Origin of the sequence: Limosilactobacillus ingluviei DSM 15946 (assembly GCF_001435775.1) — a bacterium.
Classification (GTDB): domain Bacteria; phylum Bacillota; class Bacilli; order Lactobacillales; family Lactobacillaceae; genus Limosilactobacillus; species Limosilactobacillus ingluviei.
This window is the reverse complement of record NZ_AZFK01000005.1, coordinates 70,471-82,765: the sequence shown is the minus strand read 5'-3', so window position 1 is coordinate 82,765 and position 12,295 is coordinate 70,471. Positions and strand designations below refer to the sequence as shown.

The window sequence follows — 12,295 nt, the reverse complement described above, 5'->3', positions numbered from 1 at the left end:
AGTGAGGATTATGATGAACGAAGATAAACGACCAATCGTAATTGGGGTAACTGGGGGTTCTGGGAGTGGCAAGACGACAGTCTCCAAGGCCATTTATGAAAATTTGCGTGGGCAATCGATCCAAATTATCAACCAAGATACGTATTACAATGACCAAGCGGATATGACCATGGAAGAACGCAAGGCCGTCAACTATGATCACCCCTTAGCCTTTGATACGGCGCTGTTGATTGAACAACTGGATGCGCTGCGGCATAATCAAGCGGTCGAAATGCCGGTCTATGATTACAAGGAATATACACGTTCCCAAGCTACGGTGCACGTAGAACCCCAAGACGTGATTATTCTGGAAGGAATTTTAATCTTAGATGATGAACGCTTGCGGGATCTGATGGATATTAAAGTCTACGTGGATGCCGACGATGACATTCGGATTTTGCGCCGGATCCAACGTGATATGCAAGAACGGGGCCGGAGTTTAGAATCGATCATTAGCCAGTACCTTAAAACGGTTAAGCCGATGTATCACCAATTTATCGAACCCACCAAGCGGTATGCTGATATTATCGTCCCAGAGGGGGGCGAAAATCACGTTGCCATTGATATTTTGACGACGAAAGTCCGGGATGTCTTGGCTAAGCGGGGCCATTTGACTGCTGATTAGGAAAAATTCGTCACCTTCCTTAAAATAGCGCTTGAAATCGGCGGGGGAACGTGATAAATTTTCACAGTATTTGAATGAAAGGAATGGAATAATATGGCTGAAGAAAAAAGCTTCCCAATGACGGAAGATGGGAAAAAGAAGCTGGAACAAGAATTAGAAGATTTGCGCTTAGTGCGGCGTCCAGAAGTTATCAACCGGATTAAGATTGCCCGTAGCTACGGGGACTTATCCGAAAATTCGGAATACGAATCCGCAAAGGATGAACAAGCCTTTGTGGAAGGGCGGATCAGCCAAATCGAAACGATGTTGCAATACGCCGTCATCATTGATAATGACGCGGTTGACAAGGACGAAGTTTCAATGGGGCGTGAAATTACTTTCCAAGAGTTACCAGATGAAGAGCCCGAAACGTACACGATCGTCGGTGAATCAGAATCCGACCCGCTGAACGGTAAGATTTCTAACGAATCACCAATGGCCCAAGGTTTGTTGGGACACAAGGTCGGCGATGAAGTGGACGTGGAAATCCCAACCGGGACGATGAAGGTTAAGATTTTAAGCGTGAAGTAAAATTTGTTTGAACCTAAAAATAGCGTCAGGCCAAACGGCTTGACGCTATTTTTACTAAGCTTTTCGTTTCTGCCACGTTCCCCAACCTAGGGCGGTTAACAGGGTAATGGTTAACCCAAGCCACCAATAAGGCGGCCAGTACGTAAAGCTGACGGTATGCGTCCCCTTTGGCAGTTTTACCGCCAAAAAGGTTTGCGCAGCCTTGTGCGTAGCAACTGGGTGCCCATCGATTTTAACGTGCCAACCTCGCGTGTAGGGAATTGAGGTCATTAAGACCTGCCGGGCTTTAGTCACCGTAATGGTACCGGTAAAGCGGTTGCTGTGCCAACTGGTGATCTTAAGCGGGGCCGTTTGCAAACGCCGGGCGCTTTGCTCAAAGCGCGCCCGGTTCAGACGGTAGAGACTAACGTTTTGCAGCCAGAGGGACGCTTTTTTCAGCGCAATGGTGACCGTGATGGTTTTTCCCTTAGCATGATCGGCAATCGTGGTGACGATCGTATTTTGATAGGTTGGGTACTGTTTGAGCGGTCGGCCGTTCAAAGTGATGGTCGCGTTATCCTTCAGTGCTGCCCCGAGGGTAAGGTAGTAGGGGTCATTGGTTTGCGGCTTAATCGTCAGGGTCAGTTGGGCCGGGGCCATTAGCTTTTGACGCCGGACGGTAATGCCCGTAATTTGCCGCGAAGTCGGTAAATTGACAAATTCGACGTGATCAAAGTTTTGCACGGTAAAGAGTTCGGGTTCCTTGGCTTGTCCCGCTAACGTTTGGTAAAGCTGTGATTGGTAGCTTAAAGGATCGAGGGTGGTCGGATTGAACTGCAAGATTCGGGCGTTGGCTGCGAAGGCCAGGGGCAGGGCCCAACGGTTTTGCCGAATCTGTACGGCGGAAGTCTGGCTGACGACGGGGGCTTGCTTCCAGTCGGGGCGGTTGGCGACGAGGGGTAAGATCACGTTGCCTGCCGGCCCAAGCCCCTGACGTTGGGCTTGCCAATAATACTTCATGCCTAAGAATGAGTCGGTAACGGGGGTCCCGTTAGAGTAGGTCACATAGCCATCCCCGGCTGGTTGGCCGATTCGTTGGAAAAATTTGCTGACGGTTGGCTCCATCGTGGAACCAAAGTGGTCACCCGTAAAGAAATCGCCTTGAAAGGGATCATCTTTGGTCCGGGCGAAGTCCTTAGCGATTCGGTAGAGCCCGTGGTCAGTTTGGCGGTTTTGCTGACTGACTTTTACCAATGCCTTGGTGTAATTGGCAAATTGAGCTTGGCTGACGTAAGAAAGCTTGTTGAGAGCGGTCACCGCATTGAAACTCAGGTCAAAGATGGTCAAAGCTGCTAAGGCGACCCCAAAGTACGATAACCGCCGCTGGTCAAGGTATAACATCGCAATGGCCAACGCAGCTAACAATAAGCCGATGCCAATTTGCCAGGGGGTGAGGTAATCGAGTTGCTTGCGCAGCCCCCAGGCCATCCCAGCTCCGCTACCGGCGATCGCCACCAGCAAGAGGGCCAGGCGCCAACTGATGGGGCGGTGGGGGCGCCAGGCTACCGCGGCCAGCCACAGCCACCAAAAAGAAATTAAAAAGGAGAAGCGCGCTGGGTACCAGACGGGAAATTGGCCCAAGTGCCAAAGCAAATCCAGCGGGGGCCAACAGCAAGAAAGCAACAAGCCCCCGGTAATGGCGCCCGCTAACCACCGGCTGCGTTGGCGTTCGGTGGGCGTAAAGAAGTATAAAAGACCAGCAAACAAGGGTAACATCCCGAGGTAAAGGTTGGCTTGACCGCTGGGCATTTGATTGAAGTTAAACGCCCCGGGGACCAGTTTACCGAATAAATAGAGGGGGTTATATTCCAAGCGCCACTTAATGCTGGTTGTCGTATAAGTCCCTTTGCTGGTGGTTAAGGCCCAGATCGTTGGCAAGAGGACGACGGCACTGAGGGCGACACTGGTTAGTGAACTAAGCAAATAGGTTTTAAAAACCGTTTTACTGGCGGGAGCGTTTTGCCGACTCAGTTGCCAAAGTAAAAATGGCAAAGTGAAGAGGCAAACCATCCAGCCCATGTAGTAGTTATCAATGATCAACAACGTCAACCAACCAATATACATGTTGGCTGATTCCTGCCGGCTAATTTTTAAAAGCCCGGCGATTACCAATGGCAACAGGGCTAAAACGTCCAGCCAGAGCGGGTTGAGTTGGTTGGCAATCATCCAGCCCATCATGGCGTACCCGGTCGTAAAAATGATCAGGCGACTGCCGGTTTGCAAGTGTTCGTGCTTTAGCAGCCAGCCAAAGCTCAGGGCGGCTAAACCGTATTTGAGCAATAAAACGACCATGATCCCACTGGTCAGCCATTGGTGGGGGAATAAAAGCAACACCAGGTTCAGGGGGCTTAATAAGTAATAGGCGTTGGTCCCCCACATTTCGCCGCCTAAGCCCTTGCTGAATGAATAAAGCAAACTAGCGGGATGATGTAGAAGACTGGTGCGCAGGTAGGCAAAAAAATCGACGTACTGTTGCCCGAGGTCAACCGTTAATAAGGAACTGGATCCAAAGGGGACCATTCCCCGGCTGGCAAAGTAACTCCCCATTATTAAGATCGGGAGGAAAAAACAAATGATTAAATCGCGGTGACGAGTAACAAAGGTTTTCAAACCATGGACAGTCCTTCCGTAAAAGTAATTGGCAAGTGGCGATTGCCGTGATTGCTCCCCATTATATACCGATTTGGGTGGAGCCGGGGGTAAATTAAAATTTCTTAAAAACCCTGTTGATTCGAGTAAAATGATAGTAAGATTGAATGGTTACCATGAGAAGTTAAATTGGGGCGAGTTGATCGCGCTATTTAAACTAAGGAGAAGCGAGCAATTGTGAATTTTTTAAAACGTTTTAAAGGGATCTTTAACCAACGCGACGAAAAGCGGCAGACCTCACAATCGGCGATTCCCTTCCGGTTGAATTTGTTGCTGTGGATCGTGGCCTTGCTTTTATTGGCCCTTGGGGTGCGCCTGTTTTATCTCCAAGTGCTGAACGGGACGTCATACAAGGCCTTAGTTAAGCAGGCCGATACAATGACGGAAACCAATAATGTTCAGCGGGGGATGATCTATGATACCAACGGAAAGGTCTTGGTTGGTAATCAAGCCCACCAAGCCATTACCTATACCAAGGGCAGCACGGTGACGGATCGGGAAATGTATCGGATCGCGAACCGCTTGGGTAATTACCTGACGGTTAATACCAGTCGCCTGACCACCCGGAACCAAATGGATTACTTTTTGGCTGATGAAGCACATTTAAAGCAGGTAGAAAAGGCGGCCAAGATTAAGGCGGGCTCAACCAACGCTTATGACGAGGCTATTGATTACCTGCAAAAGCATCCGCACTTCTTTAAACTCAGTAAGCAAGAAAAGAATAAGGCGATGATTTATGGCTCCATGAGCGGGGCTTACTCACTGTCGACGACTTATATCAAAGCAACCGGCGTTACCGCCAAGGAATTGGCCGAAGTCGGGGAACACCTGAGTGAGATGCCCGGGGTGAAGATTGGTTCCGCCTGGACGCGGAATTACCCAGAAGGCAAGGATATTCAATCCCTCGTGGGGACCGTAACCACGACTGGGTTGCCAAGTGATACCCAAAATACTTTGTTGGCGCAAGGCTATTCGCGCAATGACAACGTCGGGGCTTCGTATTTAGAAAAGTTATTCCAAGCTACCTTAGCGGGTTCAAAGTCCCAAACGGAAGTGTCGACTTCAGGCACGCGAACGCACGAAAAACTTAAGTATGCCGGCAAGAAGGGGGACAACTTGGTCCTGACCATCAATGCGGAATTTCAAAAGAAGGTCCAAAGTATTTTGGAAAGCAACTACGGCTCGGCCGGGATTGCCAATTCGCCAGGAGCCTACGCGGTGGTCATGAACCCGAATACCGGGGCCATTTATGCGATGGCGGGAATTGACCGTGATTTAAAGACCGGGAAACAAACCGTCGATGAAATTGGGGCCATCAACCACCCGATTGTTTTAGGGTCGGTGGTCAAGGGGGCCACGATTATGGCGGGGTTAATGACAGGGGTGATCACGCCAAGCAATAATGTTTTAACCGACCAACCGATCAAGGTGGCTGGGACCTCCGTCAAAGGGTCTTGGTTTAATAAGTCTGGCGGTGCGAACGTTGGCTTGACGGCTCCGGAGGCCTTAGAAGTCTCCTCCAACTCGTATATGATGCAACTGGCCATGAAGATGGGTGGGATGCACTATTCTTATGATACCCAAATCACGTTAACGCCAAGCATCTTTACCAAGTTGCGTTATTACTTTAATATGTTTGGCTTGGGCGTGAAGACCGGGGTTGATTTGCCAGGCGAAACCGTGGGCTACCGCGGGGCAGCGGACCAAAAGCACATTGGGAGTGCCTTGGACCTTTCCTACGGGAACTACGATGCGTACACGGTCATGCAACTGGCCCAATACATGTCGACCTTAGCTAACGGGGGGAAGAAATTACGGCCCTACATTGTTAAACAGATTCGGGAAACGAATCCAGATGGGACGTTGGGCAAGATCCAATCCGAAACCCAACCTGAGGTCCAATCAGTGATTAACGCGCCGAAGTCGTACTTTGATTTGATTCACCAGGGCTTGTACTTAGTGACGCACGGTTCGAGTCCGTACGTGACGGCAGGGACAATGAAGAGCGAAACGCCATCGATTTCCGGGAAGACGGGGACGGCCGAAACGGTGTCTAACGGTCATTCGACGGTGACCCTGAGTTTTGCGGGCTATGCACCATCAGATAATCCGCAGGTGGTGGTAGCGTTGTCGATTCCCGGGGCTTCCAATGATAACAGCCAGGCCAACATTAACATGGCCAAGCAAATCTTTGCGGCTTACTGGAAGTATGTTCAGGCCAAGCCGAGCAGCAACTAGGCCCTGACAAGGAAAAATCCTTAACAACTTCGACTAAAAGACTGGTCAAATCGAGCAATTGATGATATAGTTGTACGAGTTAGGGTTACGTATAACGTATTCTCGTTAAAATAATTATAGTTTGGAGGCAAGAACCGATGCGTGTAAACATTACTATGGAATGCACTGAATGCCACGAACGGAACTACTTGACTAGTAAGAACCGTCGTAACAACCCGGACCGGCTGGAATTAAAGAAGTACTGCCCACGGGAACGCAAGGTCACTTTGCACCGCGAAACTAAGTAGTGGTCAAGGGCTCAACAAAAAAGACTGGGTTATGCCCAGTCTTTTTTGTTGTCAGTGAAGCAGACTTTTTTAAGAATAATAAATTGACCTGGTTGCTAAAATTTGTGATAATTATTCTTTGTAAACGTTTGATCAAAGGAGAGAGATTTGATGACCTATACAAAGAAGGAGATGCGCCAGGCCTATATTGCGCGTTTACAACAGCTGGATTCCAATATCAAGCTGAAAGAAGAGCGGGCCTTGGCACAAAAGCTGTATGATCAACCGGCGTGGCTTAATGCTCAAGTGATTGCTTTGACCTTAAGTCAGTCCTTTGAGCTGGATACTGCCCCGTTGATCCTACACGCCCGGCATAAGGGGCAAACGGTAGTAGTGCCACGAACTTTACCGCACCGGCAAATGGAGTTTGTGGAACTAACGGAGGAAACCCACTTTGGTGAGTCAAGTTTTGGCGTTTTGGAACCATTGGATGGGCGTGTGTTTGACAAAGCTGACATTGACTTGATGGTCGTCCCGGGAGTGGCCTTTACCCCGGCGGGGAAACGGTTAGGCTTTGGTGGTGGTTATTACGATCGCTACTTGGCTGATTATGCGGGCGCGACCGTCGCGGTAGCCCTGACGACTCAGGTGGCTCAAGCAGACGAATGGCCAGGTGAAACGCACGATATCACCGTGCAGCAGGTGGTTAGCTTAGTGGACTAAGCGTGATTGGAGGGTGTTTTGAAAGAAATGTGGCGCAAAGCCCCGGTAACGACCGGGCTGGTAGGCATCATGGTCGTGGTCTATTTAGGGGTCATCATCACCGGTGGCCTGACCGTCCCGAACTTATTGCGGTGGGGCGCGCTGTACCCGCCGTATGTTGCGGTTGGCCAAGTTTGGCGCTTGCTGACGGCAGGGTTCTTGCACCTCGGCTGGGAACACTTATTACTGAACAGTTTGACCTTGGCGTTAATTGGCTATTATGTTGAGCAGCTTTTTGGACACTGGCGGTTACTAGCCTTGTTTCTACTTAGTGTTTTGGGGGGCAATTTAGCCAGTTGCGCCTTTGATCCTACCAGCCTTGCGGTGGGTGCCAGCACCGGGATTTTTGGCCTATTTGGGGCTTTTATCTTTTTAGGCAGCGAGTTTCGCCAACAAGAAGGGGTCCGTTTAATGGCGCGCCAATTCTTGATCCTGGTGGGGATTAATGTGGCCTTTGATTTTTTGCTGCCGCACGTGGGGTTAGTCGCTCATTTAGGCGGACTGTTGGTTGGCTTTTTGGCGGCTGCTATGTTAGGGGCGCCACGCTTAGGCCCAGTTAATTTGGTTAAGCGGGGCTTAAGTGGGGCCATTTTAATCGGTTTGGCAATTTTGTGTTATGGAATGGGGCGATAGAATGCCGGGAACGACGAACTTGCGGACCCTGTATGACGTCCAGCAGCTTTTAAAACGCTTTAATGTATTTGTTTACGTTGGCAAACGCTTGTGGGACATTGAATTGATGGCGCTAGAACTAGATAACCTTTATCAGGCCCGGGTTCTGGAGCGCGATGTGTATCTGCAGGCTAAGCTGGTGTTGAAAAAAGAACACCGTGAAGAAGAGAAATATCAACAAGAGAGGTAATTTATCATGACGAACAAGAAGTTGATTGGGGTTGACCTTGGTGGGACCACGATTAAGTTTGCAATTTTGACGGCCGAAGGGGAAATCCAACAAAAATGGTCATTGCGGACCAACATTTTGGATGAAGGGTCGCACATTGTTCCGGATATCATTGAATCCATTAACCACCACATCGATCTATACAAGATGAGCCGCGATCAATTCATCGGGATCGGCATGGGGACCCCTGGGACGGTTGACCGGGACAACGGGACCGTTATTGGGGCGTACAACTTAAACTGGAAGACCTTGCAACCAGTGAAGGAACAAATCGAAGCCGGGACGGGCCTGAAGTTTGCTATTGACAACGACGCCAACTGTGCCGGTTTAGGCGAACGCTGGAAGGGGGCCGGCAACGATGGTGACGACGTGGCCTTTATTACCCTGGGAACCGGGGTTGGTGGGGGCTTAATCGCCAACCGTCAACTGCTTCACGGGATCGGTGGGGCCGCTGGGGAAGTCGGCCACATTATTGTGCAACCAAACGGTTACCAATGTACTTGTGGCAACCATGGGTGTTTGGAACAATACGCCTCTGCAACCGGGGTCGTTCACTTGGCCCAAGACTTGGCTGAAGAATACGAAGGGACTTCCCGGCTAAAGAAGATGATCGATGACGGGGATGAAATTACCTCCAAGATCGTCTTTGACTTAGCTAAGGAGCGGGACTACTTAGCCAACAAAGTCGTTGATAAGGTTTGCTACTACCTGGGCTTGGCGTGTGCCAACATTTCAAACACCTTGAACCCTGAATTTGTGGTTATCGGTGGCGGGGTTTCCGCGGCCGGTGACTTCTTGTTGAAGCGGGTTCAAAAGAACTTTAATGAATTTGCCTTTGCCACGGTTCGGACTTCCACTCAACTTAAGTTGGCTGAATTAGGAAATGACGCGGGGGTAATTGGGGCGGCTTCATTGGCAACTCAATTTGCTTAATTGACGGCGAGGAGTGTTGGATTATGGTGATTGCATCCGTTTCAGGCGGCTTATTATTATTTGATGCTGTCATTATTGCGATTTTATTGATTTGGCTGGGAAGCGCTGGTTTGAACCGCTGGCGGCGGAAGCGCTACGCGACGGTGATTGATCAAGCGGCTTTTCAAAAGGGTTCCCACCGGGCGCAAGTCATTGACGTGCGCAACAAAGAAGATTTTGATCGGGGTCACATTTTAGGGGCGCGGAGCATTCCCTTGGCTTACATGAAGCAGCAAATGGGCGATTTGCGGGCTGATTTGCCAGTTTACCTGTACGATGAGGGGATGACGCTGAGTACCCAAGCGGCGGCCTGGTTGGCAAAGCAAGGCTTCCAACAGGTTTACATCTTAGATGGCGGGTTTGCCAAGTGGACTGGGAAAACCAAAAAAGCCAAGTATTAATGTTGTGACTGAATCGATAACAAAAAACGGGTGCCGCTTCCTTGTTCAAAGGAAGGGTTGGCGCTCGTTTTTGTTTAGAAGCAAAATAAAAAGGCTGGGTTACCAAATTAGTTGGTTGCCAGCCTTTCGTGAAGCAGGTTTAGAATTGGTGGGCGGAGCGGCCCTTCCGGACCGCTGCCCGCCGGTTGGTATCAAATTTTTCTTCGGTTTCTTCAATTGGCTTGACAACCGCTTTGTGAAAAGCCAACATCCCGCTGGCGATTGCGCCCAGGGTAGTTAAGGTGCCAAAGAAAAAGCCTTTTGAGAATTGTTTCATAATAATCTGCTCCCTTCTTGCTTAACTATGTTCATTATGCAAGATTTACTGGCATTTTGCCAGTCCAAAACCAAAGATTGGCGGTGAATTTAATGACAAAAGTGATTGCAATTGTTGGACCAACTGCAGTTGGCAAGACGGCCCTTTCCTTGAAATTGGCCCACGCCCTGAACGGGGAAATTATTTCGGGGGATTCGATGCAAGTTTACCGGCACTTGGATATCGGAACAGCCAAGGTCACGCCACAAGAAATGGCGGGGATTGAGCACCACTTGATTGACATTTTGGATGTTCATGAACGCTTTTCGGTGGCTGATTTTAAACAACAAGCGCAAGCCCAGATTCAAGCGATTGCCAAGCGAGGTCATCAACCAATGATTGTTGGGGGCACTGGCTTTTATCTTCATGCCCTTACCCACGCCTTAGTCTTGGGGAATGATCATTTTGATCAGCAATCGCAAGCGATTCGTGACCACTGGCATCAAGTGGCCCAACAAGCGGGGAACCAATTTGTTTGGAACGTTTTGGCCCAAAAAGATCCAGCAGCAGCGCAGCAGATTCCAGTAGCTAATTTACGCCGGGTGATTCGGGCCTTGGAAGTGATCGAGAAAACAGGCCGGCCGTTTTCCTTGCAACCCCAGCAAACCAGTCCCGATGAATATTTCCTGGTTGCGTTAACAACCGAGCGCCAGTTGTTATACGAACGCATTAACCAGCGGGTCGATCAAATGGTTGCCAATGGCTTGTTGGATGAAGCCCGGTGGTTGTATGAGCAAGGCGGGGAAGCCCTGCCAGCTGGGAAGGGCATTGGTTACCGGGAACTCTTTGCGTACTTTGCCGGGGAGATTTCCTTGGCCGCGGCAATTGAAAAGATCAAACTCGATTCGCGTCACTATGCCAAACGGCAATTAACCTGGTTTCGGAATCAAGAAGAGTGTCACTGGTTTGACCTGGTCCAAGGGCAAAGCAGTACTGAAGAAATTCAAGCTCACCTTGAACGGTGGTTAAAAAAATAAAGATTTAAGCGGTTCCATTCTAATTGTCAACCAGAATTGCACTGGGGAATTGACTTGTGAGGGCATGGTGATAAACTAATACCAATTTAGAAATTTGATTGCAAATCACTAGTGGGCTTAGCGAGAAAGGAACTAGACAATATGACCAGGCATTTGTACACGAAGGATGAAGTTCGGCAGCTGATTAAGGATGAGGACGTTCGCTTTTTGCGGTTGATGTTCACGGATTTATTTGGGATGAGCAAAAGTGTGGACCTACCAATCAGTCAGCTGGACAAATTGTTGAACAACAAAATGATGTTTGACGGTTCTTCGATTGACGGGTTTGTACGGATTGAAGAAAGTGATATGTACCTTTATCCGGACATGAGCACTTGGTTGATCTTCCCGTGGGGGCAAGAACACGGGAAAGTCGCGCAGGTAATCTGCAGTGTCTACACGATTGATGGAGAACCCTTTGCTGGTGATCCGCGGAACAATTTGAAGCGCATCGTGGCTGAAATGAAGGCGGCTGGTTTTACCAACTTTAACATTGGTCCAGAACCGGAATTCTTCTTATTCAAGACTGATGAGGCTGGCAAGCCAACGATGGAAGTCAACGACCAAGAAAATTACTTTGATATGGAGCCAGCGGACCGGGGGGAAGATTGCCGGCGTGATATTGTCCTGGCCTTAGAAAAGCTTGGGTTTTCCGTGGAAGCTTCCCACCACGAAGTTGCACCAGGCCAACACGAAGTCGACTTTAAGTATGCTGATGCCTTAGAAGCGGCGGATAACATTCAAATCTTTAAGATGGTGGTTAAAACCATTGCTAAGCAATATGGCTTGCATGCGACCTTCATGCCAAAGCCATTATCTGGGGTCAACGGGTCGGGGATGCACATGAACATGTCCCTCTTTACGGAACAGGGGAATGCCTTTTACGACGCCGCTGATGCTAACCAGCTTTCGACGACGGCTTACCAATTCCTAGCGGGGGTCTTGGCTCACGTGCGGAGTTTGACGGCAGTCTGCAACCCAACGGTTAACTCCTACAAGCGGTTGGTGCCGGGCTATGAAGCGCCAGTTTATGTTGCTTGGTCAGCTTCGAACCGGTCACCGTTGGTTCGGATTCCCGGGAGCCGGGGCTTGAGTACTCGATTGGAACTGCGCTCGGTCGACCCATCGGCTAACCCATACTTAGCGATTGCGACGATCTTGGCCGCTGGCCTGGATGGTTTAAAGCAACAGTTGACGCCAATGCCAGCAGTGGACGAAAACATTTACCAAATGACCTTGGCCCAACGGCGGGCGAAGGGGATTGAAGACCTGCCCGACACTTTGCACAATGCCTTGAAGAGTCTGGCCCAAGATGAAGTAATTAAAGCGGCGATGGGGGACCACTTGTTTGATAGCTTTATGACGGCCAAGAGCAAGGAATACGCGGCTTACCGGCTGAACGTTTCAAATTGGGAACGGGACCGGTACATGGAAAAGTTCTAGTTTAAAAATCTTTTAACAC

Annotated in this window: 13 protein-coding genes; 11 read left to right on the top strand and 2 right to left on the bottom strand. The window is 49.6% G+C overall.

The genetic code is table 11. From position 1 onward, the window contains the following. Nucleotides 1-13 precede the first annotated feature (13 nt). Together udk and greA are read left to right on the top strand one after the other, a co-directional pair. Nucleotides 14-664 carry a uridine kinase gene (gene udk / locus FC43_RS01275; protein ID WP_019205681.1) on the top strand — a complete coding sequence of 217 codons (651 nt, stop codon included), beginning with the start codon at nt 14-16 and terminating at the stop codon, nt 662-664. A gap of 93 nt (nt 665-757) precedes the next feature. Beyond that, entirely contained in the window at nt 758-1,234 is a 477-nt protein-coding gene (gene greA / locus FC43_RS01270) for a transcription elongation factor GreA (RefSeq protein WP_019205680.1), read from the top strand. Between the two features lie 54 nt (nt 1,235-1,288). On the opposite strand, the gene FC43_RS01265 is transcribed toward greA, so the two are convergent. Then, entirely contained in the window at nt 1,289-3,883 is a 2,595-nt protein-coding gene (locus tag FC43_RS01265) for a YfhO family protein (RefSeq protein WP_056953501.1), read from the bottom strand. A 216-nt stretch (nt 3,884-4,099) separates the two neighbouring features. Between FC43_RS01265 and FC43_RS01260 the strand changes: the two genes are divergently transcribed. The 7 genes from FC43_RS01260 (at nt 4,100) to FC43_RS01230 (ending at nt 9,462) form a co-directional block, all read left to right on the top strand. Further along, nucleotides 4,100-6,160 (top strand): peptidoglycan D,D-transpeptidase FtsI family protein, encoded by a 2,061-nt coding sequence (locus FC43_RS01260; protein WP_056953500.1) that lies wholly within the window; start codon nt 4,100-4,102, stop codon nt 6,158-6,160. 137 nt (nt 6,161-6,297) lie between these two features. Then, nucleotides 6,298-6,447, top strand: coding sequence for a 50S ribosomal protein L33 (rpmG, locus tag FC43_RS01255; RefSeq protein WP_056953498.1), 150 nt, complete (start codon nt 6,298-6,300; stop codon nt 6,445-6,447). A 150-nt stretch (nt 6,448-6,597) separates the two neighbouring features. Next, nucleotides 6,598-7,149 (top strand): 5-formyltetrahydrofolate cyclo-ligase, encoded by a 552-nt coding sequence (locus FC43_RS01250; RefSeq protein ID WP_019205677.1) that lies wholly within the window; start codon nt 6,598-6,600, stop codon nt 7,147-7,149. A 27-nt stretch (nt 7,150-7,176) separates the two neighbouring features. Next, the gene (locus tag FC43_RS01245) at nt 7,177-7,821 is read left to right on the top strand and encodes a rhomboid family intramembrane serine protease (protein WP_056953496.1); all 645 of its coding nucleotides are present in this window, start codon (nt 7,177-7,179) and stop codon (nt 7,819-7,821) included. 1 nt (nt 7,822) lies between these two features. Then, a complete protein-coding gene (locus tag FC43_RS01240) occupies nt 7,823-8,050 on the top strand; it encodes a YqgQ family protein (RefSeq protein WP_019205675.1) in 228 nt (75 codons plus the stop codon). A 6-nt stretch (nt 8,051-8,056) separates the two neighbouring features. Then, nucleotides 8,057-9,022 carry an ROK family glucokinase gene (locus FC43_RS01235; protein WP_019205674.1) on the top strand — a complete coding sequence of 322 codons (966 nt, stop codon included), beginning with the start codon at nt 8,057-8,059 and terminating at the stop codon, nt 9,020-9,022. Nucleotides 9,023-9,045: 23 nt separating this feature from the next. Beyond that, the gene (locus FC43_RS01230) at nt 9,046-9,462 is read left to right on the top strand and encodes a rhodanese-like domain-containing protein (protein ID WP_019205673.1); all 417 of its coding nucleotides are present in this window, start codon (nt 9,046-9,048) and stop codon (nt 9,460-9,462) included. Nucleotides 9,463-9,601: 139 nt separating this feature from the next. Here FC43_RS01230 and FC43_RS10720 read toward each other — a convergent pair whose 3' ends face one another. After that, entirely contained in the window at nt 9,602-9,778 is a 177-nt protein-coding gene (locus FC43_RS10720; RefSeq protein WP_019205672.1) for a DUF3042 family protein, read from the bottom strand. A gap of 92 nt (nt 9,779-9,870) precedes the next feature. Here FC43_RS10720 and miaA point away from each other — a divergent pair, with 92 nt between their 5' ends. After that, nucleotides 9,871-10,794 carry a tRNA (adenosine(37)-N6)-dimethylallyltransferase MiaA gene (gene miaA / locus FC43_RS01225; protein WP_056953494.1) on the top strand — a complete coding sequence of 308 codons (924 nt, stop codon included), beginning with the start codon at nt 9,871-9,873 and terminating at the stop codon, nt 10,792-10,794. Nucleotides 10,795-10,935: 141 nt separating this feature from the next. Then, nucleotides 10,936-12,276 (top strand): type I glutamate--ammonia ligase, encoded by a 1,341-nt coding sequence (gene glnA, locus FC43_RS01220; RefSeq protein ID WP_056953492.1) that lies wholly within the window; start codon nt 10,936-10,938, stop codon nt 12,274-12,276. The last annotated feature ends 19 nt before the right edge of the window (nt 12,277-12,295 follow it).